Genomic DNA, 24,433 nt, shown 5'->3' with positions numbered 1-24,433 from the left:
TTTATTTGAATGTATTTTTCTTGTGGTTTTTATTTCCTTTTATTGACCAGTTTTTTGGAGCAACCTGTTTATCTTATTATTTTAGTTGCAAAAAATAATTGCAAATAATATGCAAATTATCTAAAAAAATTCTATATTTGACTTAACCAACCAACCAACCAACCAACCAACCAACCAACCAACCAACCAACCAAACCTAAAAACCATGATTCGAAAACTACCATTGTTATTTCTGTTGCTCGGGCCGATACCGGTACTTTCAACAGCAGTATTTGCTACGTTACCTCCCTACGCTCATGTAGGGGTGAATGTGCGAGAAATTAAAGGTCGCGTAACCGCTTCGGATGATCAGCTTTCTATTCCTGGTGTATCTGTGTTTTTAAAATCAGATCCAACTAAAGGAACGAAAACAGATGAAAAAGGAAATTTTGTGCTGAACATCCCAGAAGGACCACAGGTATTGGTCTTTACTTACATCGGATATAAAAGAAAAGAAGTAACTGTTCAGTTTGAAAAACAGCTGGAGGTAGAACTTTCTCCTGCGGAAGAAAATACCTTGAATCAGGTGGTCGTTACTGCAATGGGAATTAAGAAAGACCGTAAAGCCCTTCCTTACGCTTTAACGGAAGTAAAGGGTACGGAGTTTACACAAGCAAGAGAAACGAATTTGGCCAATGCGCTTGTGGGTAAAGTTGCAGGAGTAAATGCAACCAGTACTGCTACGGGGCCAAGCGGATCGAGTAGGGTGATCATTAGGGGAAATGGTTCTTTAAACGGGAATAACCAGCCTTTGTATGTAGTCAACGATATGCCAATCGACAATACTTTGTTGGGATTGCCCTTAACGGAAGGTTATACATCGGACGGGATCGCCAATGGCCTAAACATAGATCGTGGAGATGGAATTGCAGGGATTAATCCAGACGATATCCAAAGTATTACTATTTTAAAAGGTGGTACTGCTGCTGCTTTATACGGTTCTCTGGCCTCCAATGGGGTAATTCTGATCAAAACTAAAAGAGGTGGTGCACAGAAAGGTTTAGGAATTGATTTCAATTCTGGTTTTACGATGGAATCACCGGTTGTTATTCCGGACTGGCAATATGAATATGGTTCAGGTAAAAACGGAACAAAACCAGTGACACAGGCAGATGCAATTGCTGCGGGACGTTCTTCCTGGGGTGCCAAAATTGACGGTTCTGATGTGATCCAGTTTGATGGTGTAAAAAGGCCTTATAGCCCACAGAAAGGTAACATTCAAAACTTTTACCAAACCGGAACCACTACAACCAATACATTGGCACTTTCTGGTGGAAGTGAATCCGCCAACGGTCGTTTTTCATTGTCGGATATGAACAATAGAAGTATCGTTCCCAATACTAATTTCAATAGAAAAACTTTCAATTTTGCAGGAGAGCTGGTGCTTTCTAAATGGCTGAGGATTGATGCGGTGATGCAATATAACCTGGAGAACGCGAAAAACAGAACGGTGGTAAATGATGCTTATGGTAATCCCAACTGGGGAACTTATATGATTGGGAATACCGTTGATATTCGTAATCTGGCTCCTGGATACGATGCTAATGGCAATGAAATCGCATGGAATCCAGTTCCAATTGCAAGTAATCCTTATTTTGTGGTCAACAAGTTCCAGAAGAACGATACCAGAAACCGCTTTTTATCCATGGTTAACCTGAAGTTGAACCTTTTACCGGAATTGTTCTTCAATGCAAGGATCGGACAGGATTATAATGACTTTAAGTACCTGGGCATTGTGCCAACAGGCTCTCTATATACGCCCTTAGGAGGTGCAAAAGAAGAAAGGTCTAATTTAACTACGATCAATAGTGAAGTAACGATCAATTATAATAAGCAGAATTTGCTGAAAGACTTCTCCTTAAACGCTTTGTTTGGTGTCAATAATCGCTCTTCTGCAAGGGATGAAGTGCTCATTCAGGGGAAAGATTTTATCACCCCTAATTTCTATTCGATCTCTAATCTGGGAACAGTAACCACCACTTATCCTTATGGAAAAACGAAAACTTCTTCATTATTTGGCTCTGCAGATCTGGACTATAAGAACTTGGTTTTCCTGACTTTAACTGGACGTCAGGATTGGTTTTCTACCTTGGCCCCTAAGAATAACACGATTTTCTATCCTTCGATTGGAACGAGTATCATCCTTTCGTCGATCTTGAAAATGCCTTCCTGGATTCAATATGCGAAATTGCGCTCTTCATGGGCACAGGTAGGAGGAGCAACTCCGGATCCTTATGCGTTGAATCCTTCTTATTCGATGATTCAAAACGGGCACCTCGGACAACAATTACAGCAGGTTACCAGTACTCGAATTCCCAATCCTAATTTAAGTCCTTTAACCTCTACTACTTTTGAAGCGGGTTTTGAAGCCTCTTTATTTCAGAATCGTTTAGGAATTGACTTTGCCTGGTATAATAGAAGTACCACTAAAGATATTGTAGAAACTACAGTTTCTACAGGATCGGGTTATAGAACAGCTTTATTAAATGTGGGTGAAATCAGCAATAAAGGGGTCGAGTTATTGATCAGCGGAAAGCTAATTGATCAGGCAAATTTCTCCTGGAATACCAGTGTAAATACTGCTTATAACAAAAATGAGGTTTTACAGTTGGCTGAAAACCTGAACTCTATTGTGATGGCTTCTGCAGTAAATGGTTACGCTTACATCTATAGTCAGGTGGGTAGCCCTTACAGTGTAATCATGGGTAGAAGAGAAACGAAAGATGCAAATGGAAAAACGGTATATAATGTTTCTGGTGGGGTAGCTACTCCAGTTCCAGGGCCTCTTGAGCAATTAGGACAAGGAGTGCATCCTTGGGCAGTAGGTTTTTCTAATGATTTCAGGTACAAGAAGTTTAGTTTGAACGTCTTGATTGACGGCAAATTCGGAGGAAGTTTATACTCTGGTACTGACTTATACGGAACCCGTATGGGGTTAACAAAAATGACCCTTGATGGCCGCGATACAGGTGTGCCAATTAACGGGGTGGATGTTGCCGGAAATCCTGTAAATATGGTAATCGATCCTTCCTTACTGGAGAAATATTATGGCGATGGTTTCAGGAACATCTCTTCATTATTTGTTTATGATGCCAGCTTTATTAAACTGCGTCAGGTGGTCCTGAGCTATCAGCTGCCAGTAAGTAAAGTGAAAATGTTATCCAAATTGAGTTCTGCTACCCTCTCATTGGTAGGTCGTAATCTTTTTATCCTTTACAAGAAAACACCAAATGTAGATCCTGAATCTGTGTTTAGTGCAGGAAATGCACAGGGTATTGAGCAGTTCGGTGTGCCACGCACGAGAAGCTACGGATTGAATTTAAGTGTTAAATTTTAAACATCAGCGCAATGAAAAAATATATATACTATATAGCTACCCTGTTGATCTTAACGATCGCAGGATGCAAGAAAGATTTTGGTACTTTGAATGATAACCCAAATTCTTTATCCACACCAACACCTGCTTTTTTGTTTTCAAAGTCCCAGTTGAGTGCGATGAGTAACAGTTATTACCTGACCGCCGTATTAAATTTAGGTGGTTTTATCCAGCATTATGCCACTTATAAAGAGGTTTCCGGAGTTGGAGATAAGTATTTTGCCAATGATTTTTACCAGGCGCCCTATTTTACAGATGGTTATCCCGTTGCAGTCAATGAAATTGAGGAAGTGATCAGAGCAGTAAAAGCGAACCCTGCCGATGTTAATAAATTGAATATCGCACGTATCTGGAGGGTCTATATTTACCATAGAATCACTGATTTATATGGTGATGTTCCTTATAGCGAAGCTGGAAAAGGGCTGACTGACTTAAATTTCAACCCAAAATATGATACTCAGGAATCAATTTACAAGGACTTATTGAAAGAACTTGACGAATCCGCTAAAGGACTGGATGCTGCAAAGCCCTCTTATGGTGGCAACGATTTTATTTATAATGGTGATGTATTGAAATGGAAAAAGTTTGCTTATTCCATGATGCTTAGACTTGGATTAAGAGTCAGCAAAAAGGATGCAGCACTTTCAGAAATTTGGGTAAAAAAGGCCATCTCCGGTGGCGTAATTTTAAATAAAGAAGACAATGCTACAATGAAATATACTGATGGTCCACAAGATTTGAACCGTAATCCTGTAGCAAGAGAATCCAGAAGCAGAGACTTTTCTCCGAATTCATTTGGAAAGAATAATATTGAAGGTGGGAAGTTAAGCGCCACATTTATCAACTACCTTAAAAGCAACAATGATCCTAGATTGAGCGTTTATGCTGGTGTATGGGTCGGGACAGCGCAAGATTTGAATCCTGCTATTCAAAAAGGTTTTCCGAATGGGGTAGGTGTAGCTCCCTCTGCAAATGAGCTGGGAACGTATTCGGAACCTAACCAAAGTACAGTGTTTAGATTAGATGCACCATTGATGGTATTAGGGAATGCCGAGACTAATTTATACCTGGCAGAAGCAGCGCTTCGTGGCTGGAATACATTGGGTACTGCTGCTGAGTTTTACGAAAAAGGTGTAAATGGATCATTTGATCAGGCCAGCATTTATGGTTCGAACTATAGTATCGCTGCAGATAAGAAAAACCAATATTGGCTGACGCATTCCTATCAAACAGGGGGGGCATTTGAGAAACAGCTGGAGCAGATCAATACCCAGATCTGGGTGGCTTTATACCTGGATGAATATGAAGTATTTGCCAATTGGAGAAGAACAGGTTATCCGGTGTTGGTTCCTGTAAATTATCCTGGAAATGTAACTGCTGGAACGATTCCAAGAAGGTTGATCTACCCAAATGCTGAAGGTGCAAGTAATACAAAAAATGTACAGGAGGCGATTGCCCGACAGGGAGCAAACACTTTGACCACCCGAGTGTGGTGGGATAAATAAGCAAATTTTAACAAAAATTATATCATAATTACCATGAATTTATCAGCCCAAGAAGCATTTTTAAAATTAGAACTCGTATTACCACCCGCTCCAAAACCGTTGGGAATTTATAAACCGTTTTTGGTAGATGGTAAATATTTATATTTATCCGGTCACGGGCCAGTACAGCCAGATCAGTCGCTGATTATAGGAAGGATTGGTGAGGATATGGATCCTGAAGCAGGGAAGCTTGCTGCTCGCCAGGTTGGTTTGACCATGTTGTCTACCATTGTAACCAATTTTGGCAGTCTTGATGTAGTAAAAAGAGTAATCAAAGTTTTGGGAATGGTCAATTGTTCTGCAGATTTTGAAAAACATCCTTACATCATCAATGGCTGCAGTGAATTATTTGCGGCTGTTTGGGGCCAGGAGAACGGAATTGGCGTAAGAAGTGCAGTAGGAATGGGCTCTTTGCCGGATAATATCCCGGTAGAAGTAGAAGCAGTTTTTGAATTATTTTAACCATTAGAACCTATGTTTATAATCGATGCCCACCTGGACCTTAGCATGAATGCCATGGAATGGAACAGGGATTTGAGGTTGCCAGTCCCTACGATCAGAACTTTGGAAAAAGGGATGAAGGATAAACCCGACCGTGAAAAGTCTACCGTCTCATTTCCGGAACTTAGGAAAGGAAATATTGGGATTGTTGTGGCGACACAGATTGCCAGATATGTGAAACCTGATAGTTTAATTCCTGGCTGGAATTCGCCAGAACAGGCCTGGGCGCAAACTCAAGGACAACTGGCCTGGTATAAAGCGATGGAAGAAGCGGGTGAACTGTTTCAGATCACGAATGTGCAGCAATTGAAAAGCCATTATGAGCTCTGGAACGATGGGACTTCAAATGATCAGAAAGCGATCGGTTATATTTTAAGCTTAGAGGGGGCAGATTCTATTGTCGACATCTCTTATCTGGAGCGTGCCCATCAATATGGATTAAGAGCTATCGGTCCTGCGCACTATGGCCCTGGCAGATATGCAAATGGAACCGATGCTACCGGAAAGATGGGGCAAATGGGCTTGGATTTATTAAAGGAAATGGAGCGGTTAAACTTCATTCTGGATGCGACACATCTATGTGATGATGCGTTCTGGCAAGCACTGGATTATTTCTCTGGCCCAGTTTGGGCAAGTCATAACAATTGCCGGACATTTGTAAACCACAACAGACAATATAGCGATGAGCAGGTTCTGGCATTGATCAATAGAGGAGCTGTTATCGGCGGCGCTTTAGATGCCTGGATGATTGTTCCTGACTGGCAAAGAGGGGTATCTACACCAAAGGGAATGAACTGTGGATTAGAAAAAGTAGTGGAGCATGCAGATCATATCTGCCAGTTGGCAGGTAATGCCAGACATATTGGTATCGGATCAGATTTGGATGGTGCTTTTGGGACAGAGCAATCGCCTTTTGACCTGGATACGATTTCCGACTTGCAAAAGATGGTCGCCATGTTTGCGGATAAAGGCTACACTGTAGCAGACCTGGAACTGATTTTTCACAAGAACTGGCTGAATTTTTTGTACAAAGCCTGGGCCTAGCTTCTTGAAGCTGTACTTCTATTCAAATACAGATAAAAATAAAAAACCGGAAGCTTAGAATAGAAGTTTCCGGTTTTTTTATGCTGGATAAGCCTCTTGTTTTATGCGGACAAGGGGATGAGTGCGTGACATTTTTCGCAGGTGCCATAAGCAGTCGTGTTCACTGTTTTAGCAGTAAAGCCATTTGGCATTTTAATTTTAGGCACCGTTACTTCCAGGCAATAGATCTTACCGCAAGTGGTACAGTTGAAATGTACATGTTCATCATGATGGTGGTCTTCAGAGCAGGCAGCTGAGCATAATGCATAGTTTGCAGTGCCATTCATGTCCATAATCCGGTGTACGATTCCTTTTTCTTCGTAGGTATTGAGGATTCTATACAGCGTAACGCGATCGATCTCTTTACCTAGTTTTTTTTCCAGCTCAGGCTGGGAGATTGCGACCGTATCCAGCGCAATTTCTTCCAGCACACGTACCCTTTGTTTGGTATGTTTAAGGTCGTGTTCTTTTAAAATATTTACAGGATCTAGTTTCATACTTATATCGTTTTTGCGTTGATCAGGGAAATTGGTGGGTTGTCCATTGCATTTCCTGTATTTAATTTCAACGTGCCTTTTACGACAATTGTTTTGTAGGTGAATTTAATTGGTTCTGTCATTTCTACCAGCACCATGATTGGAACGCCATTTTTTCCGCAATAAAAACATTGATTAATTGGCAAGGTAGAAAGCATGAACTTCGTTTGTTTCATACCATCTTTAATTGGAACGATATATCCTTCCAATTCAAAAGTTTTATTGGCATGTTTTTTAATTTCAGGCGAATAAACCGCATACATTTCTGAGTCTTTAACAATTTTAAAGTCTACACCACCTACCACATCCCAGTTGTCGGACAGGATCTGATCATCAGGATTGTGCTGGGCTTTTACCGCAAATCCGGTAAAGAGTAAAATAGCGAGCAGGAATCGTTTCATTTCTTTTGTATTAGTGTTAATTTTTAGACAATATTTTAGAAATATTGGACTTGTAAGCCTGTATTGCAGGGATGATAGCCGCAAATATACCAATCGCTAAGCCAGCAACAAATAAATATATTTCCTCGTTCAGGAAGATGATTCCTGTAAGGCGGGCCTGATTACTTTCCTGATAATTACCAATAAATTGTAAAGCAAAGTGGCCTAGTGCTACCCCAATAATCGTCCCCACAAAGGTAAGAATGACTCCTTCTATGATGACAATCAGGAAGAGCTTTCCTCTGGAGGCACCTAGTGTACGCATGATCGCCAGGTCGTATTGACGTTCTTTTAACGAATTGTAAAGGTTTACGAATACGCTGATTGCTGCGATGAGCATGATTAAAACGGCGAACCACTGCAGTGTTTCTACACCAACCCCAATTAAAGAGAATAGTCTGGTACTTTCCTGTGCAGGAGAGGCCGCCTGCATATTTGTAGTTTCATTTACCATTCTAGGGAAAATCGCTACAGACATAGGGGAACGGTATTGGATCAGTAAAGAAGTCAATTCTTTATCTTCATCATTATCTACCTGCTTTGCAGTAGCATGCTGGTGGTCTTCCTGTTTGCTTGTTACATCATGCTGATGATCATCATGGTTGTCTGCTGCCTTTTTTTGATGGTCATCTTCGTGATCATCGTGCATCTTCCATACACTGGCAATATTGGTTAAAATGAGGTTGTCTGTTACATTTCCCTGAGACTCCATAATTCCTGATACCGTATACGGGTGACTTTTATGGACATCACTCGTACTGCTTAATCCATGCGCGCCGAAAAATGTATCGCCAACTTTTAGCTGCTGCTCTTTTGCGACTCCAGCGCCTACAGTGGCTTCAAAATCATTGTTCCAGAACTTTCCATCTTTCAATTTCAATTGGTATAAGGCTACGAAATTACTGTCTGTTCCCACAATTCGGGTTCCATTGTAATTGTCGCCCAAAGCAAGTGGTACCGCTCTTTTCACAAAAGGACTGCGCGACAATTCCTTTGCTGCTTTAAGCGGGATGTTTCCGGTAGGGAAATCAATGTAATAAATGCTGCTCAGGATCAATTGCAGCGGACTGCCTTTCGCCCCCACTACCAGGTCAATATCTTTCGAGTTGTTGTCCAGCTTTTGTGAAATCTGATGGGATGCTAATAATAATATGGTCAATATTCCAGTGCCAAAGGCAATGAGCATCATGTTTAATGCGGAAGAAAGCGGCTTAGACCATAAGCTCTTCCAGCTGATCTTTATAGGGCTCATGATAGTTCGTAAGTATGTTTAAACGCGTCTTTTACTCTTTTGTCGTGCGTAGCCACAATTAGTGTGGCCTGATTTGCACCTGATTGCTGCATCAATAGTTCCAATACAATCTGGGCGTTTTTATCGTCAAGACTGGAAGTGGGCTCATCTGCAATCAGTAAGGCGGGTTTATTGATGACTGCCCTCGCAATAGATACTCGCTGCAGTTGTCCCTGACTCAATTGATCTGGATAAGCATTCTTCTTACCGGCAATGCCTAAAGCATCCAATACCTCATTTACTCTTTTCAGATCTGTAGGTAAATTTGCAAAACTTTGCGCTATCACTAAGTTTTCGGATATACTCAGGCTTTTAATCAAGTGTGGACGTTGAAAAATGATCCCGATGTTCCGGCCTCTAAATTGATCCAGTGCTTTGGCGGATAGGTCATAGATGGAGGTTCCTTTGATGGTTACATTACCTTGTGCAGGTTTTAAAATTCCTGTCAGGATGTGAAGTAAGGTTGATTTGCCACTTCCTGATGCTCCAAGAAGCAGCCATTGGGATCCGGCGTCAATTTGCCAATCCTCAAAACGAATGTCTTGCTGAGGGGTATATTGATGAGCTACAGATTTTAAAGAGATCATAAATGTTTGGTATTTATTACGCGACTTTTTAAATACTTTAAGTAGAGCTGTTTTGCATCTGGATGCGGGTGATTGCAGCCAGGATTGATCATACTCACAAAGAGCAAAAATACACCGAATATTAGTTTTCTATTCATTTTTGTGTAGTTACAAAAGTAGTAAATGCCATAAGATTGCAAGTGCTTTGGTTGTAAAGTCTTTGCTACTGCGTGCAGGTTAGGATTGATGTGTACAGTTTCGCGTGTATTTCCAATTGAGAAAGTGTGCGAGTGCGATACTGAACCCCCCTAAAGGAATCAATAGCGCTTCTAAAAAATGGAAAATGTAATGTCCGGTTCCGATCAGCATAAATCCAATAATTAATACCAGAATAGGAATGATTCTTTTGTGCTTAGGATAGGAATGTGCCAGAGACCAGGTGCCAATCAAAAGCGATAAGCCAATCATACTGAACTCGACCCATGGATGGGCAAGGAAACTCAAACCCCAGAGCGGCAATAAAGTGATGAGAAAAGGGAGGGCGGCACAATGAATGGCGCAGGCGACAGAGGCGGTGATGCCAAACTGGTCTAAGCGGGCAGAGTTCAATAATGTTTTTTTGTTAGGGGCTTTGATCATGGTATAAATATTAAGGTTACAAATATAAAAGCAATATAGTTGCATTTGTAATTTATTGAGATATATTTGCAACATGATTGCAATAAGATGAGAAACCTGGCCAGGAACATCAATAGCTTACAAATTTTAATACTTAACAAAAACAACCATGAACAAATTACGTCAGTATTCCCTAGCCATTTTAGTCGCGCTGATTGCGTTAACTTTTAACGCCTGTAAAAAAGATGCTCAACCTGAATCACCGGAAGAGGAGACCGGAAAATCAGAACTTACTTTTTTAGAAGTAGAGCGGGAAGCACATGGAGATCATTTTCATTACAATACCATAACTGCTGCAAAGCCTTTGGTGATCACATTTGATGGTAAAGGATTGCCTCCGACAGGGACGCATGCCCATTTACAGGAAGGAAAAACCTATAAATTGAGTTTACGGTCATTTGATGCTGCCGGCAAGGAATTGCAGCAAGCCTTTTTAGACCAGCAGGAGCTGCATCAGGCCTTTATTTTGGGAGCTCCAGCAGGAGTTTTAACTTATGCTTATGCAGATCGCGACAAAGACAATAAGAAAATAAATGTTGGGGTAACTGGATATCTAACCGTAGATGAGGCATCGGCAGGATTTACATTTCGTTATGTACTGCGCCATTTGAATTCAGGTGTAAAGGCTGGAATTACTGCTGCAGACTGGAACGAACCCGGTTTTGCGCTTAAGTTTTCCGGAGCGAACGAACTGGACTTGAAATTTGAGCTGCATCCTGTTGAAGCGGATGGTCATAACCACTAATTAAAAATAAGGGGCCCCGGTTAATTAGCTGATTTTCCGGCGGCACCTTTATGAACGGGTTATTATATTGCTCCAAAATACTTATGCTTATTGCAGTGAAATCTGTATCGCTTACTCAAAAACTTTATCGAGACCAATGTTTAATCAGACGTCCATAAAAAAGGGGGCTATGAGGCCCCCTTTGGAATTATTTATACATTTCAGCTCTTAGTTGAGCAACTTCTTCGCTTGTAATATAATCGTCGTAAGTCATCATTTTATCAATTGTACCTTTAGGCGTCAATTCGATAATTCTTGTTGCTACCGATTCTGTTAAAGCATGATCTCGTGAAGTAAACAAAGCGGTACCCCTGAAATCCTTTAATCCATTATTTAATGCGGTAATCGACTCTAAATCCAAGTGATTCGTAGGCTCATCCAATAATAACAAGTTCGCATGTTTTAACATCATTTGAGAGAACATACAACGCATTTTCTCACCACCTGACAATACTTTCACATTTTTCAAAACCTCTTCACCAGAAAACAGCATTCTACCTAAGAAACTTCTTACAAATTGCTCGTCCATTTCTGTACCTGAATACTCACGTAACCAGTCTACCAGATTTTCGTCTTTTCCTTCGAAGTAAGGCGTGTTATCATTAGGGATATCTGCCATACTGATGGTGATACCAAACTTAAATTCACCGGTGTAGTTTTGCTCACGACCCGTCAGCACATTATAAAATGCAGTAGTCGCTAAACTGTTTTGAGAAAGAATAGCTACTTTATCTCCTTTATTCACCATAAAGCTGATGTTTTTAAACATCACATCTCCATTTAAAGTGCATGAAAGATTTTCCACCTGCAGAATTTGATCACCAGCTTCTCTACCTAAATTATTGAATAAAATCGCAGGGTATTTTCTGCTGGAAGCTTTAATTTCTGAAATATCTATTTTATCTAAAGCTTTCTTGCGAGAAGTAGCTTGTTTAGATTTCGAAGCATTCGCACTAAAGCGCTGAATAAACTCCTGAAGTTCTTTAACCTTTTCTTCCAGTTTCTTATTTTGATCACCACGTTGTTTCAACGCAAGTTGGCTAGACTCATACCAGAAGGTATAGTTACCTGAGTAAATGCTCATTTTGCTGAAATCAATATCAACGATATGTGTACATACCGCATCTAAAAAGTGCCTATCGTGAGATACCACCAATACGATAGTTTGGTAATCCGCAAGGAAGTTCTCTAACCAGGCGATAGTTTCAATGTCCAAATCGTTGGTAGGCTCATCCAGTAGTAAAACATCCGGGTTACCAAATAAAGCCTGTGCCAATAATACACGTACTTTTTGAGTACCATCCAGCTCTTTTAAAAGTTTATAGTGGTGTTCTTCTTTAATTCCTAAGTTGCTCAACATAGTAGCAGCATTGCTTTCCATATTCCAGCCGTCCATTTCTGCAAACCTGTTTTCCAACTCACCAGCACGCTCACCATCTTTATCGGTAAAATCTTCCTTCATATAGATGGCATCTTTTTCCTTCATGATGTCGTACAATTCCTTGTGACCCATCATTACTGTTTCAATCACTGAAAATTCATCAAACTCATAGTGATTTTGCTTTAAAACTGCCATGCGTTCGCCTGGAGTAAAAGCCACACTACCCGAAGTTTGGTTTACTTCTCCTGAAAGAATTTTAAGAAATGTAGATTTACCTGCGCCGTTTGCCCCAATTACACCATAGCAGTTGCCATGAGTGAATTTTAGGTTCACATCTTCAAATAAGGTACGTTTTCCGTAACGGAGGGATAAGTTAGATACTGAAATCATATTGCTGAAAAATAAGCCGCAAAGGTAGTCATAATTTATAAAATGATTTGAATGGGGGATTGATTAGTTTTGAGTAATTTAATTTGAATATAGTGACGAAGGATGAATTAACAACCCGATTAGGGGCCTCTATGGAGGCTAAAATGGTAAAGGTAATCTCAGAAATTGCTGAAAACCGGAATTTGTACCGTGATACTGAAAATGATTTCACAGTTAAAGATGTGATTGATTTGACCTTTCATTCCAGGAAAGAATTGGCTTTCAGGGCAGCATGGCTGCTCGAACATATCTTCTTCAATTACTATTGCATTGGAGATCACCTGGAAGATTTCCTCAGCCGTTTTCGAAACCAAAGGCAGCCCGGGCCGATGCGGCATTATGGTAAGATCCTCGCCTTTCTTACTGGGAAGCAGGCAAAAGGTTTACATCCCGGGCAACTAGAAAAGATAGATTTTGAACCGCTCATCGGCTTAATGTTCGATTGGCTGATTGATGAAAAGGTATTAGTAGCTGCAAAAGTTCATGCCATGCAAGCCTTAGCGAATCTTGCGCCTAGATATCCCTGGGTTAAAGACGAATTACTGGAAACCATTGCTCATTTAGAAGATCTGGAAAGCATCGCTTTCTTTGGAAGGGCAAAACAGGTAAAAAAACAGCTTAAAAAGATCAAGTCGGAAAACAATCAGCTTTAGCTAACAAAAGGGGAGCTGATATTGTTATTTTTGCCAATAGTTATATCACATCAAAGATTCATGGAAAAAGAAATAGATATATTAACCAATATTATTCAGCGTCGCCGAAGTGTTTTCCCAATTAGTTACACCACACAGGAGATTCCAGTCGCATTGATCAAGCAGGTGCTGGAAAGCGCAAACTATGCACCTACTCATAAACTGACAGAACCATGGCGTTTCACTGTATTCAGAAACGAAGGTAAAATGAAACTTGGCGAAGAGTTGGCAAGATTATACAAAGAAACAATTCCGGAGCATCAGTTCCTCCAAAAGAAATACGATAGCATTTTGGAAAAAGCAGCGCAAGCAAATTGTATCATCACCTTAAATGCGGCTTTACATTCGGATAAAATACCTGAATGGGAAGAACTAGCAGCTCTGGCCTGTGCTGTGCAAAATATGGCACTCACTGCTGAGGCGTTAAATATTGGGGCTTATTGGAGTTCTCCTGGTACGATTGATCAACTTAGTAGTTTTCTGAATTTGGAAAAGAATGAAAAATGCTTTGGTCTTTTCTACATGGGCTACCATAATGAAGCGCCTAAAACTGCAAAAAGAAGTCCAATTGCAGATAAAGTGAAATGGGTAGAGTCGTAATTATGGAAGATATTAAAGAAAAATTATACCAGCTCTGTTTGAACTTTATAGAACAAAGAATTCATACTGCTGAGACGGCTTTGGAACAGGCACGTGAAGCGAGTAATGACGATACCAAGAGTAGTGCAGGCGATAAATTTGAAACTACACGAGAAATGATGCAGCAAGATATCAGCAGGAACAAAAGACTGTTGATGGATGCACAGCAAAATCTGATTTTGCTTAATTCCATTAAAGACATGCCCTTAAATGATAAAGTAAGAAATGGAAATTTAGTGCACACTTCTGAAGGCGTATTTTATATCAGCATCAGTGCCGGACAATTAAAATTAGAGAACGAAATTATTTTTGCAATTTCAGCAGCTTCTCCAATTGGTAACTTGTTGATTGGAAAAGAAAAGGGTGCATCTTTTGATTTTAATGGCAAGAATTATATCATTAAACAAATCATTTAGTTATTCCGATATTATTTAGAAATTATGACTGATGAAACATATTTTGATGATTTCAATAAACAAGGCGCAGCTTTTCCAATATGGACTGCACGAATTCGTCCAATCGATTAAATGAGTTCCAATGGGTTAATGCATTGAAATGCCCCTATACAAAAATAGAGGTATGCATTATTTGCATACCTCTATTTTTATTTAAAAATCCAGTAAACTCTGTTATTTAAAGCTTTTATTGATGCTATTGTATAAATTTTTAGCAGTATAAGTTCCTGGATCAATAATCCTGCGAATCGTAAACAAAGGATATTCAGAATCTCTCTTTGTCGATAAGATAAAAGCGGCTTTAAATCCGTGTTCTTGTAACTTATGTAAGTTTGCCGCTTTAGAAACTCCGTAAGGGTAGGCAAAATACTCCACTTTTTTCCCAGTTATCGTTTCCAAAGTTTTCGTTGGCTTATCAATTTGAATTTCCCAATCCTCATCTGTAAACTCTGCGAAATTTTTATGGTTCCAGGTATGACTGGCAATCACATGGCCATCATCTGAAAGTTCCTTAATCTGCGCTTTGCTCATATACCTCGGTCTGCCGATGGATACGGTCATGATAAAGAAAACACCTTTAAAGCCATGCTTTTTCAGCTCTTTAGCGCCTACTGTATATTGATCAAGGTCGGTGTCGTCAAAAGTGATCATAATCGGCTTTTCAGGAAGCTTTTTTCCATAATTCAGGTAATCGTACAACTCATCAGGCAAAATGGTATGGTAGCCACTATCGGCCAGCATCTTCATGTGCTGACTAAAATTTGCTGGTGGGATAATATCATCATGTGCACGTTTCGAATCACTAGCTTTCCAATCTCTAATCTGATGGTAACAAAGTACTGGTACTTCTTTTTTTTCCAATATTTCTGCTGCGGTTGCTTTTTTTTTCGTTCTCACAACGGAAGTGTCGGAAGAAGAAGCGGCCCCAGTAGGATTAGTTCCAGTTAAAGTAGCGCCCTCTTTTTCAGCTTTACTATTCTCCACACAAGAAGAAAAAAACAAGACCGAAAATCCGGTCAGTGTGAACAATATATTTCTCATGTTCATTCTTAGAAGCTGTTTTTGATGCTATTGCTTAACGTTTTAGAAGTCCAGTAACCGCTGGCAATAATTCTTCTGATGGTATACAAAGGATCATTTTCATCACGTTTAGTGGCAAGAATGTAAGCAGATTTCATGCCTCTTTTCTTAAGCTCTGGAATTGCTTCTGGGTTCCACAATCCAAAAGGATAAGCGAAGTGTTGAATCTTTTTTCCTGTGATTTCTTCCAACGTTTTGGTAGGTTTTTCAATTTGTGTTACCCAATCCTGACCTTGGTATTTTTTCACATTGTGGTGATCCCAGGTATGAGAACCAATCACATGGCCCATATCGGAAAGTTGTTTCACCTGGTCTCTACTCATGTAATTTGGTCTTCCAAGGGAAACCGTCATCACGAAGAACACGCCTTTGAAACCATATTTTTTCATTTCTGGAGCTGCAATGGTAAACTGATCCAGGTCGGTATCATCAAAAGTCAGCATGATTGGCTTACTTGGCAATGCAGTGCCGTTATTTAAGTAATCATATAGTTGATCAGGAAGGATAGTATGGTAACCACTATCTGCCAGCATTTTCATGTGATCTTTAAAAGTTGCGATAGGAATGATATAATCTTTAGCTGCTTTTGAGTCTTTTTCTCTCCAGTCGCGTACTTGATGGTAACATAAAATCGGCACTTGCTTACGTGCAAGAATGGTTTTAGCATCAGCAACCTTGATTTTGGAGATGTCTGTAGTTGGCGTCGGACTTTGATCCGCTGCTGCAGCGCCATCTGCAGTAGCCGTAGTTAAAGAGTCTTTTTTGTGGTCGCCAGCAGCACTGGTCTGGGATTTTGACTGGCAAGCTGCAGTAAATAGGACTGCAGCTGCTAGAATAGGGAGGAAGGTATGTTTCATAAATAAGTATTTCATACAAAACTAAAAAATCAATCCTGATTTACTCATAATATTTGCAATGCGGGAATACCAATCACTACTGCAAAACTGTTGGCACAGCGGCTAGATGTAATGGAAAGGCCCTCTTCGCTCATAAAACTTTGATCGAATCTTTCAAAAAGATTCAAAATCTATCGCATTTATTACAAAATAGAGCTCATTCTTACCGCCTTTAATCAATAATTTAGACGGTTTATTTAAAACCACTAATGAAGAAACTTTATACCCCTCTTTTACTCTCATTTGTTATGAGTTATGGTGCGATGGCGCAAACCAAAACTTTTACCATTACAGAGTCTACCATTCCTGCTCCGAAGGCCAATTACCAGTTGGCAGCAAGATTTTCACCTGCTAAGCTTAAAAAACTGGTTTATTCTACAGCAGTAGATCCACATTGGTTAAAGCTGAGCAACCGATTCTGGTATGAATATGAAACACCATCGGGTAAAGAATGGTATTTGGTAGATCCATCTGCGAAAACAAAAAAGAAGATTTTTGACAACGCTAAATTGGCCGCAGAAATCACCACGATCATGCGTGATCCTTTTGATGCGCAACACCTGCCATTGGAAAACCTGAAGTTCTCAGCTGATGAGAAGGCAATTACTTTTGAAGTAAAAAGTACGATTGACGAGTTAAAGAAGGATAGAAAAGATAAAAAAGCAGCAGATTCCCTGCAGAAGAAGATTTTCTTTTTCAACTATGTAATGGCAACAACAAAGCTGACCGAAGTACCTAATTACACCAAGCCAAAGGCGAAGCCAACCTGGGGCGCAGTAGCTCCGGATTCTTCTGCCATCATCTTTACCAGAAATTACAACCTGTACTGGATGGATAAAGAAAACTACAAAAAAGCGGTTAAGAACGAGGAAGACAGTACAATCGTAGAAAACCAGCTGACAAAAGATGGTCAGAAGTTCTATTCTTACGGCAGCAATGGCGATGGTGAGAACAATGAAGAGAACGAAAAGAACAATAAAAAAAGAAGAAGAGCCTACGTATTATGGTCGCCGGATGCAAAACACTTTGTGTTGAACAGATCTGATAGCCGTAAAGTAAAAGACCTTTGGGTGATCAATAATGTTGCTCCTGGAAGGCCTACTCTTGAAACTTATAAATACCAGATGCCCGGTGAAGCAGAAGCACCTATCGACGAGATGCTATTGTTCAACTTCACAGCCAAAACTTATAAAAAGCTGAACACAGCATCGTTTAAAGACCAGAATTTATCGGTATGGTCAGCGCCTAATTTGAATAAGGATAGGGACAATGAATTCAGACCATCGATCTGGTTAGGTACAAATAATAAAATTTATTTTGGACGTACCAGCAGAGACCTGAAGCGTGTGGATGTGTGTGCGGTAGATATTCAAACTGGCACAGTTACCCCATTAATTGAAGAACGTTTCAATACTTATTTGGAGTTAAACCGTCCGGGATTAGTAAATGATGGGAAAGAAATGATTCATTGGTCGGAACGTGACGGATGGGGACATTTTTACTTGTTCGATGCTGCCGGTAAACTGAAAAATCAAATCACTAAAGGTGCTTTCCATTGCGAAGAAATCGTAAATGTAGACCAGAAAAACAGGGTGCTTTATTTCACTGCCAACGGCAAAGAAAGCAAAGAAGATCCTTATTACCTGCACTTGTACCGCATCAACTTTGATGGTTCAGGTATGAAACTGTTAAATCAAGGTGATTTCGATCATGCCATCAGCATGAATGACGAAGCGAAGTTCTTTGTAGACAATTTCTCTAGAGTGAACACAGCGCCTAAAGCAGTGGTGATGGACAATAACGGAAGGGTAGTCATGAATCTTGAAACCACAGATTTATCCCTGCTAATGGCCACTGGGTACAAATTCCCTGAGCCTTTTAAAGTGAAAGCCGACGATGGAATTACAGATATTTATGGCGTGATGTATAAACCGTTTGATTTCGATCAAAACAAAAAATATCCAATTATCGAGTATGTATATCCAGGTCCTCAAACAGAAGCTGTAAACAAAGCTTTCAGCAAAAGCATGGATAGAACAGAGCGATTGGCACAATTTGGCTATATCGTGATCACGGTTGGGAACAGAGGTGGAAATCCTGCCCGTTCTAAATGGTATCATACCTACGGTTATGGCAACCTGCGTGATTATGGATTGGCTGACAAAAAAGCCGCAGTAGAGCAATTGGCTGATAAAAACAAGTTTATTGATGCCACTAAAGTAGGAATCACCGGCCACTCTGGTGGTGGATTTATGTCTACAGCCGCGATGTTGGTTTATCCTGACTTCTTTAAAGCAGCAGTATCTAATGCCGGTAACCATGATAACAGCATTTATAACCGTTGGTGGAGTGAGAAACACCATGGTGTGAAAGAAGTGATTTCTGCTAAAGGCGACACGACTTTCAAATATAGTATTGATAAGAATCCTGATCTTGCTAAAAACCTGAAAGGTCACTTGATGTTGATGACTGGTGATATTGATAACAATGTTCACCCTGCTAATACAATTAGAGTAGCAAACGCGCTGATGAGAGCTGGGAAAAGATTCGAATTTGTGATCGTTCCTGGTCAGCGTCATGGTTTTGGCGACCTAACAGAATATACGTTTTGGAAACTGGCAGATCATTTCAATAAATACCTGATTGGCGATTTTTCGCAGACAGGCGAGGTTGATGTAACTGGTATGGAGTTGGAGCCGAAGAAATAGTTCTAATTTTTAAAAGCCCGGGTTCTTTTCGTACTCAAATCTTTAAAGGAGAGGTTTGCAGGTACTCAAAAAGTCCGGGCTTTTTTATGTTCAAAATTAGCTGCTGCTAAAAATAAGCTGTGATTTAGGTAGTTTATTTCATAAGCTGCTTCTACATTGTGAAGAATGTTCTGGGTAGTTTTAAGGTCTAATTGAGGATTGTTTTTTGATATATAGATATCAAGGTGTATTGATTTAATTGTGTATTGATGTAAATATGCATCATTGTGTTTTGAGAACCATAAAAAAAGCCTGTGTACTTTAACTATGTTAATCTCATCATTCAAGATTTTCTGCAGTTAAAGCGCACAGGCTTATATTTTTCGGAATTAGATCCCTAATTTCTTTTTCAATTCTGAAGAAAGTGCTGCTTTTGGCACTACCAAACTCACCGTGTTAATCGCAAAATAAGGTTCAGACACCTCAATATATCCTTTGAATGGGCCTACATCACCCCAGGAGTTTTTCACTTTAAAAAAGTACTTGCCATCAGTAGCTTGATCTAAGCCAACCAAATGCATCAAATGATCATCCTGTGTGGTCAAATCCTCGTACAATTTCTGACGTAATTCCGGGGAATATGCTTTTTCTTTTGCATTAGGGTTTAACTTTTCCGCTTTTACATCTGCATCATCAGCAAACAACATCGCGTAACCCTTTTTCTGCTGGAAGTTTTTGCTGCTCACATCGGCATCCCACATCACGGTATATCCGTTTTTAACGGCAGTTTTTGTCAGGTTTACCATCTCCTCCAGTGGTAAGTTGTAAAAAGAACCATTGGCAAAATTATCCGGAGCTTCTAGTACAAAAGAAGAATAATACGGATGGTGTGTGAAAGAAGAAATATTTACATAGTCGCTGGCATCAAACTTTAACACCTCTTTCGCAAAGGTTTTTGGCGTGTAATTTTTTCCTTTATAATCAAAATTTGCAGGTGGAGTACCCAATTTTTTATCTAAAATTTCCTCGTAACCTATAAGCCAGTTGTTTGCAATTGGGCGCTTTGTTAATACCGTATCCAGATAGCTTTTAAGCGCTAATTCCAGTCCGCTATGGTCTGGGATTTCTCCGCTGACACCTTGAAAAGCTTCTTGTGGCATGGCACCATACAGGGAAATTGCCCGGATCAGGTCATGACCTAAGCCACCTTCTCCAAATTGCGCTTTCCCCTGACGAAGTACGTAATTTTTTGCTTTCTCGATATAGATATTTCTAGCGGGAAACATCTCTGAAAGGTTAAATTCGCCCAATCCCTTCCGCATTTCTTCAGATTCTATAAGGGAAGTGGTAGAGTAGTTCCAGCAAGTACCAGACTGACCCTGGTTTTTCACGGATGTTGCCGCATTGTCTTTAATCTTTTTTAAAGGGGCTTCCTGCGCATACAGGGAAAAGCTGAAGCCAATACTGCAGGCAATTAGAAATATTTTTTTCATGTATAATAATGTTAGGTTAGTTAGGCGCTAAATCAAGAGCTAAATTAACGAAAATCAATAAAATAAACAGCCGTAAAAGTAGAAAGCTTTGTGAACTGTAAATCTGTGTAAACTATAAAGGCCCGGAGAATTTCCCCGGGCCTTTATAAAAAACTAAATTAAGTAGAGTGCTTAGAAATGGAACTGTACACCGATTTTTGGAGAGAAGAAGTTTGCACCGAAGCTAAACTCATCATAACCTTGACCTTTTAATTTTTCATCATTCACACCTTCTTTACGAAGTGTATTGTAGTTTAATCCATTTAATGCGAATTCAATACCGATTTTCTTAGTAGGATAGAAAGCAAAACCTGGAGATAAAGCTACACCGATTTCAGTAGTAGTGCCAGTTTTTGCGCCTGTGTTACCTGCTGCATCTACTGCTTTGTCTTTACCGAATGCCATTGGAACTGATAATTGTCCGAAGAATTTAAAAGACTCAGATAAGTTTGCATAGTAACGTCCGAAAGGATTTACGACAAATGAAGTGTTTTTATTACCAAATTGTGCCGTAGTGTTGTCAGCACCTGCAGTGCCATTTGTTTTGCTATAACCATATCCGATACCAGTACCGATTGCGATGTTATCAGAAACAAAGTAACCTACACTTGGTACGATTTGAAAATTGCTGTTTGATTTTGCACCAGCAGCATCACTTTTTTGAGTATCGAATGCAACATTACCACCTACAATAATTTTTCCTTTTTCAGTTTGTGCTTGAGTGCTGAAAGCAAATGCAGAAACTGCAACTAATGATAATACTAATTTTTTCATTTTCTTGTTTTTTAATGATTAATCTGGTCGTTAATACTTTTGTTATTTCTGACCATTTACGTACTATAGTCAACACTTATGCCAAAGCACATCTTTCTTGCCGTGCCAGAGAGCCCTGTTTTTTGTAAGTACTTAATTGATAATCAAATAGGTTTTATGCGATTAATTCATTATTATTTTCCGGTGACAAAGCCCTGAGTATTGTCATTTTAGGGTCTGATAATAGACCCTTCGTCCTGACTATTTTTGTAGGATTGTCAGGTTTATTTGTATGCCTTTTTGTACAAAGTCTGACAAAAAGCCGGTTCACGTCAGACTTTGGTACCCACTATTTCTCGAGGAATTCAAGAATAATTCTGCACACCGCAGTATTTATTTTAAAAAATGTATAATTTCATAAACCTTTTTACCCCTATAAAACGTTAATAACACATGAGATTATCTGTAGAACGAAAACCGGTTAAAGTATATCCCGATCCTAAACGCGTGATTGCACGTTTTTTCTTTAATGGTGAAGAGCGGGCAGTAGAAGTGATCAAACATGTATTGGCACTTTCTGAGCAGGAAGTATTTGGCATCATCTCTCCATTGCTGCAAGAATACTCGAAAAGGCATAGGAACATTACAAAAATCCTGACCAGGCATTGCAAAAAGGTAGTCAATGCCATTAAAGAAGCGGGCCATGATCCTGAATCGCTGGATAAATACCAACGTTTATTGATCGGTTCTTATTTTACACATGAATATTCTATCGAGTCAGCAGCCTTCTTCAATCCTTCTATTGTAGAAGATCCAGATCAATCGGAACTAGTGGAAGGCGAAAAAAGAGTCATCATCAGTTTTAGAGCAGTGGGAGAGGGACACATCTCCTCAGTCGTTTTTAGAAGGGCTCTGATCGATAAAGACAATAATATTACGGTTATCCCTGCTGGAAGCTATATTGACGAAGCAGAGGTGATTAAAAATGCCGTTTATAACAAGAAACTATTCCTTAAGAAAGCTGCGGATTCCAAGATTGATATTGAGATTTTGGATGAGCTAGGTCATAAGCTAGAAGATAAATTCGATTATGCGACCTTAAGGAGAATCATACTGGACACTAAAAGCCTTCAGGAAGATGACCTGAGAAAATTGGAATATGATAAGATTCTATGGCTTTCTGATACCTATCACGAAATTAGTTTCTCCAGGGATACCGATATTTCAGACCGTGTGATCTTCCCAATCTCCGAATTTGAAAGGAAAGGAATTGAAGATGCACGATTTGTACGCTTTGTGAAAGCTGATGGATCGGTCATCTATTATGCCACTTATACTGCTTTTGATGGTGCGATGATCATGCCTAAGCTGCTTCAGACCACAGATTTCTACGATTTTAAAGTTAGCCCATTACATGGTATTGGAGCTCAGAACAAAAATCTGGCATTGTTTCCAAGAAAGATCAATGGGAAATATGTAATGATGTCCAGAATCGATGGTTGGAACAATTACCTGATGTATTCCGATAAGTTAACGGTTTGGGACAATCCAGTGAAACTGCAGTCGCCAAAGTTCCCTTGGGAATTCATACAGATTGGAAATTGCGGTTCCCCTATTGAGACCGAGGATGGCTGGCTGGTGATCACGCATGGGGTAGGGCCAATGCGCAGATATTGCTTAGGTGCAAGTTTGTTTGATCTGGAAGACCCTTCAATAGAAATCGGCCGACTAAACGAGCCCCTTGTCATCCCAAATACAGATGAGCGGGAGGGCTATGTGCCCAATGTGCTTTATTCTTGTGGATCGATCATTCACAATGGTGAATTGATCATTCCTTATGGCTTGTCCGATTATTGTTCTTCATTCGCTTCCGTTAAAATAGACTTGGTTTTAGCACGTTTGAGAAGTTCTGAATGTCTAATCAAAGCTGGGGAAAAAAGCGAAGAAGAGGAAACCGAACTGTTGATGGAAAAAACTGAGGCTGAATTACTCATAGCTACACCAACTGCTATAGAACAAAACAAGGAAATTCCAAAAAAAACTAAGTAGCTAAAATATGATGGTAAAGGCTGATATAGTCCTTTACCATTTTTTCTTGCGAAAATTGACTCAATGCCCAATCCCTGCAGTTTTTCCTATGGATACTAGCCAATTTATGAACTGCATCTACAGCTCCTTCCACATCAGTTACTAAAAAACCAGTTTCCTGATCTTTGATGAGCTCAGACATAGATCCTCTGTTAAAAGCGATCACTGGTGTTCCGCAAATCATTGCTTCCGCAACACTCAAGCCAAAGGGTTCTTCAAAGTTTATTGGATGTAACAAGGCAGAAGCCTGTTTCAATAATTGATTTCTTTGTTCAGGGCCAGCAGCACCTACAAATTCAATAGCTCCGTTTAGAAAGGGGGCAACGTGGGAATTGAAATAACCCTGATCCTGGATAATGCCTGCAATAATTAACTTTTTGCTACTCTGAATGGCAATCTGTATCGCTTCAGCAGTTCCTTTATCCGGATGAATCCTCCCAAAAAATAAAAGATAATCCTCAGGAACTGCATTAAACTCAAAACCTGCAGGGTCTATGCCATTGTAAACTGTTTTAAGGTATTCAAGAGCAGGATGCCGGTCCGCATCACTAATCGACACATAATGCCCCCTTGAATTGTATTTTTGATACACAGGAATGATCTTTTCTGAAGAAAAGCCATGGATGGTAGTGATCATAGGCGTCTCTATCAAACCAGTATACGTTAATGGTAGAAAGTCATAATGGTTGTGGATCAAATCAAATGATCCAGCCTTTTCCATCAGGTTGCTGATATGCAGACATTCTACAACTTTTGCATCCTGATCTCTATTTTCTTCATATCCTGCTCCGATTACGGCATCCAGTTTTCCTGAAGTCAGCGAATCGCCGGTTGCAAATAAGGTGACTTCCAAACCGAATTTAACCAGCCCTTCTGTTAAATTTGAAGCCATCTGCTCCCAGGGCCCGTAGTGCCTTGGAGGAGTTCTCCAGGCTACGGGCGCTAATACTGCGATTTTCATAC

Annotated in this window: 21 protein-coding genes; 10 read left to right on the top strand and 11 right to left on the bottom strand. The window is 39.9% G+C overall.

What is annotated here, in order from left to right:
• Positions 1–205: 205 nt before the first annotated feature.
• The 4 genes from AQ505_RS20770 to AQ505_RS20755 are packed head-to-tail and all read left to right on the top strand — an operon-like array spanning position 206 to position 6,504.
• Positions 206–3,376 carry a SusC/RagA family TonB-linked outer membrane protein gene (locus tag AQ505_RS20770; protein WP_082461660.1) on the top strand — a complete coding sequence of 1,057 codons (3,171 nt, stop codon included), beginning with the start codon at positions 206–208 and terminating at the stop codon, positions 3,374–3,376.
• 11 nt (positions 3,377–3,387) lie between these two features.
• Entirely contained in the window at positions 3,388–4,920 is a 1,533-nt protein-coding gene (locus AQ505_RS20765) for a SusD/RagB family nutrient-binding outer membrane lipoprotein (protein ID WP_062549945.1), read from the top strand.
• Positions 4,921–4,953: 33 nt separating this feature from the next.
• Complete coding sequence (locus AQ505_RS20760; RefSeq protein ID WP_062549944.1) at positions 4,954–5,421, top strand: RidA family protein; 468 nt, start codon at positions 4,954–4,956, stop codon at positions 5,419–5,421.
• Positions 5,422–5,433: 12 nt separating this feature from the next.
• Entirely contained in the window at positions 5,434–6,504 is a 1,071-nt protein-coding gene (locus tag AQ505_RS20755) for a dipeptidase (protein ID WP_062549943.1), read from the top strand.
• A gap of 101 nt (positions 6,505–6,605) precedes the next feature.
• On the opposite strand, the gene AQ505_RS20750 is transcribed toward AQ505_RS20755, so the two are convergent.
• The 5 genes from AQ505_RS20750 to AQ505_RS20730 form a co-directional block, all read right to left on the bottom strand.
• A complete protein-coding gene (locus AQ505_RS20750) occupies positions 6,606–7,040 on the bottom strand; it encodes a Fur family transcriptional regulator (protein ID WP_062549942.1) in 435 nt (144 codons plus the stop codon).
• Between the two features lie 2 nt (positions 7,041–7,042).
• Positions 7,043–7,480 carry a hypothetical protein gene (locus AQ505_RS20745; protein WP_062549941.1) on the bottom strand — a complete coding sequence of 146 codons (438 nt, stop codon included), beginning with the start codon at positions 7,478–7,480 and terminating at the stop codon, positions 7,043–7,045.
• Positions 7,481–7,496: 16 nt separating this feature from the next.
• Positions 7,497–8,771 carry an ABC transporter permease gene (locus tag AQ505_RS20740; RefSeq protein ID WP_062549940.1) on the bottom strand — a complete coding sequence of 425 codons (1,275 nt, stop codon included), beginning with the start codon at positions 8,769–8,771 and terminating at the stop codon, positions 7,497–7,499.
• Positions 8,768–9,397 (bottom strand): ABC transporter ATP-binding protein, encoded by a 630-nt coding sequence (locus AQ505_RS20735; protein ID WP_062549939.1) that lies wholly within the window; start codon positions 9,395–9,397, stop codon positions 8,768–8,770. The genes AQ505_RS20740 and AQ505_RS20735 overlap by 4 nt, the downstream gene beginning before the upstream one ends.
• A gap of 216 nt (positions 9,398–9,613) precedes the next feature.
• Positions 9,614–10,015, bottom strand: coding sequence for a MerC domain-containing protein (locus AQ505_RS20730; protein ID WP_062549938.1), 402 nt, complete (start codon positions 10,013–10,015; stop codon positions 9,614–9,616).
• A 148-nt stretch (positions 10,016–10,163) separates the two neighbouring features.
• Here AQ505_RS20730 and AQ505_RS20725 point away from each other — a divergent pair, with 148 nt between their 5' ends.
• Complete coding sequence (locus tag AQ505_RS20725; RefSeq protein WP_062549937.1) at positions 10,164–10,799, top strand: hypothetical protein; 636 nt, start codon at positions 10,164–10,166, stop codon at positions 10,797–10,799.
• Between the two features lie 187 nt (positions 10,800–10,986).
• Here the strand turns inward: AQ505_RS20725 and AQ505_RS20720 are convergent, their stop codons facing one another.
• The gene (locus AQ505_RS20720) at positions 10,987–12,609 is read right to left on the bottom strand and encodes an ABC-F family ATP-binding cassette domain-containing protein (RefSeq protein ID WP_062549936.1); all 1,623 of its coding nucleotides are present in this window, start codon (positions 12,607–12,609) and stop codon (positions 10,987–10,989) included.
• A 92-nt stretch (positions 12,610–12,701) separates the two neighbouring features.
• On the opposite strand from AQ505_RS20720, the gene AQ505_RS20715 reads away from it, so the two are divergent.
• The 3 genes from AQ505_RS20715 to AQ505_RS20705 are packed head-to-tail and all read left to right on the top strand — an operon-like array spanning position 12,702 to position 14,395.
• On the top strand, positions 12,702–13,301 hold the full coding sequence (locus AQ505_RS20715) for a hypothetical protein (protein ID WP_157262497.1): 600 nt from the start codon (positions 12,702–12,704) through the stop codon (positions 13,299–13,301).
• 60 nt (positions 13,302–13,361) lie between these two features.
• Positions 13,362–13,940: a nitroreductase family protein gene (locus AQ505_RS20710; protein WP_062549934.1), complete on the top strand. Its 579-nt coding sequence runs from the start codon at positions 13,362–13,364 to the stop codon at positions 13,938–13,940.
• Positions 13,925–14,395 (top strand): hypothetical protein, encoded by a 471-nt coding sequence (locus tag AQ505_RS20705; protein ID WP_062549933.1) that lies wholly within the window; start codon positions 13,925–13,927, stop codon positions 14,393–14,395. Before AQ505_RS20710 ends, AQ505_RS20705 begins: the two co-directional genes overlap by 16 nt.
• Positions 14,396–14,608: 213 nt before the next feature.
• Here AQ505_RS20705 and AQ505_RS20700 read toward each other — a convergent pair whose 3' ends face one another.
• The gene (locus tag AQ505_RS20700; RefSeq protein ID WP_335337971.1) at positions 14,609–15,481 is read right to left on the bottom strand and encodes a polysaccharide deacetylase family protein; all 873 of its coding nucleotides are present in this window, start codon (positions 15,479–15,481) and stop codon (positions 14,609–14,611) included.
• Between the two features lie 2 nt (positions 15,482–15,483).
• A complete protein-coding gene (locus AQ505_RS20695; protein ID WP_062549932.1) occupies positions 15,484–16,371 on the bottom strand; it encodes a polysaccharide deacetylase family protein in 888 nt (295 codons plus the stop codon).
• A gap of 248 nt (positions 16,372–16,619) precedes the next feature.
• Here AQ505_RS20695 and AQ505_RS20690 point away from each other — a divergent pair, with 248 nt between their 5' ends.
• Positions 16,620–19,118, top strand: a complete 2,499-nt coding sequence (locus AQ505_RS20690; RefSeq protein ID WP_062549931.1) for a S9 family peptidase — start codon at positions 16,620–16,622, stop codon at positions 19,116–19,118.
• 368 nt (positions 19,119–19,486) lie between these two features.
• Here AQ505_RS20690 and AQ505_RS20680 read toward each other — a convergent pair whose 3' ends face one another.
• Together AQ505_RS20680 and AQ505_RS20675 are read right to left on the bottom strand one after the other, a co-directional pair.
• Positions 19,487–20,590, bottom strand: a complete 1,104-nt coding sequence (locus tag AQ505_RS20680; protein WP_062549929.1) for a C1 family peptidase — start codon at positions 20,588–20,590, stop codon at positions 19,487–19,489.
• Between the two features lie 171 nt (positions 20,591–20,761).
• On the bottom strand, positions 20,762–21,403 hold the full coding sequence (locus AQ505_RS20675; protein WP_062549928.1) for an outer membrane beta-barrel protein: 642 nt from the start codon (positions 21,401–21,403) through the stop codon (positions 20,762–20,764).
• 432 nt (positions 21,404–21,835) lie between these two features.
• On the opposite strand from AQ505_RS20675, the gene AQ505_RS20670 reads away from it, so the two are divergent.
• Positions 21,836–23,431: a glycoside hydrolase family 130 protein gene (locus tag AQ505_RS20670; protein WP_231634950.1), complete on the top strand. Its 1,596-nt coding sequence runs from the start codon at positions 21,836–21,838 to the stop codon at positions 23,429–23,431.
• Here AQ505_RS20670 and AQ505_RS20665 read toward each other — a convergent pair.
• A complete protein-coding gene (locus AQ505_RS20665; RefSeq protein WP_062549927.1) occupies positions 23,424–24,431 on the bottom strand; it encodes a glycosyltransferase family 4 protein in 1,008 nt (335 codons plus the stop codon). The genes AQ505_RS20670 and AQ505_RS20665 overlap by 8 nt on opposite strands.
• Positions 24,432–24,433: the final 2 nt, after the last annotated feature.

This window comes from Pedobacter sp. PACM 27299 (assembly GCF_001412655.1).
Taxonomy (GTDB): domain Bacteria; phylum Bacteroidota; class Bacteroidia; order Sphingobacteriales; family Sphingobacteriaceae; genus Pedobacter.
The sequence above is the reverse complement of the archived record's forward strand: the minus strand, read 5'-3'. Positions and strand labels throughout refer to the sequence as shown.

Bases quoted from the DNA above. Each gene is read 5' to 3' on its own strand.
- AQ505_RS20770 (WP_082461660.1), top strand. From the start codon at position 206: ATGATTCGAAAACTACCATTGTTATTTCTGTTGCTCGGGCCGATACCG.
- AQ505_RS20765 (WP_062549945.1), top strand. From the start codon at position 3,388: ATGAAAAAATATATATACTATATAGCTACCCTGTTGATCTTAACGATC.
- AQ505_RS20760 (WP_062549944.1), top strand. From the start codon at position 4,954: ATGAATTTATCAGCCCAAGAAGCATTTTTAAAATTAGAACTCGTATTA.
- AQ505_RS20755 (WP_062549943.1), top strand. From the start codon at position 5,434: ATGTTTATAATCGATGCCCACCTGGACCTTAGCATGAATGCCATGGAA.
- AQ505_RS20750 (WP_062549942.1), bottom strand. From the start codon at position 7,040: ATGAAACTAGATCCTGTAAATATTTTAAAAGAACACGACCTTAAACAT.
- AQ505_RS20745 (WP_062549941.1), bottom strand. From the start codon at position 7,480: ATGAAACGATTCCTGCTCGCTATTTTACTCTTTACCGGATTTGCGGTA.
- AQ505_RS20740 (WP_062549940.1), bottom strand. From the start codon at position 8,771: ATGAGCCCTATAAAGATCAGCTGGAAGAGCTTATGGTCTAAGCCGCTT.
- AQ505_RS20735 (WP_062549939.1), bottom strand. From the start codon at position 9,397: ATGATCTCTTTAAAATCTGTAGCTCATCAATATACCCCTCAGCAAGAC.
- AQ505_RS20730 (WP_062549938.1), bottom strand. From the start codon at position 10,015: ATGATCAAAGCCCCTAACAAAAAAACATTATTGAACTCTGCCCGCTTA.
- AQ505_RS20725 (WP_062549937.1), top strand. From the start codon at position 10,164: ATGAACAAATTACGTCAGTATTCCCTAGCCATTTTAGTCGCGCTGATT.
- AQ505_RS20720 (WP_062549936.1), bottom strand. From the start codon at position 12,609: ATGATTTCAGTATCTAACTTATCCCTCCGTTACGGAAAACGTACCTTA.
- AQ505_RS20710 (WP_062549934.1), top strand. From the start codon at position 13,362: ATGGAAAAAGAAATAGATATATTAACCAATATTATTCAGCGTCGCCGA.
- AQ505_RS20705 (WP_062549933.1), top strand. From the start codon at position 13,925: ATGGGTAGAGTCGTAATTATGGAAGATATTAAAGAAAAATTATACCAG.
- AQ505_RS20700 (WP_335337971.1), bottom strand. From the start codon at position 15,481: ATGAACATGAGAAATATATTGTTCACACTGACCGGATTTTCGGTCTTG.
- AQ505_RS20695 (WP_062549932.1), bottom strand. From the start codon at position 16,371: ATGAAACATACCTTCCTCCCTATTCTAGCAGCTGCAGTCCTATTTACT.
- AQ505_RS20690 (WP_062549931.1), top strand. From the start codon at position 16,620: ATGAAGAAACTTTATACCCCTCTTTTACTCTCATTTGTTATGAGTTAT.
- AQ505_RS20680 (WP_062549929.1), bottom strand. From the start codon at position 20,590: ATGAAAAAAATATTTCTAATTGCCTGCAGTATTGGCTTCAGCTTTTCC.
- AQ505_RS20675 (WP_062549928.1), bottom strand. From the start codon at position 21,403: ATGAAAAAATTAGTATTATCATTAGTTGCAGTTTCTGCATTTGCTTTC.
- AQ505_RS20670 (WP_231634950.1), top strand. From the start codon at position 21,836: ATGAGATTATCTGTAGAACGAAAACCGGTTAAAGTATATCCCGATCCT.
- AQ505_RS20665 (WP_062549927.1), bottom strand. From the start codon at position 24,431: ATGAAAATCGCAGTATTAGCGCCCGTAGCCTGGAGAACTCCTCCAAGG.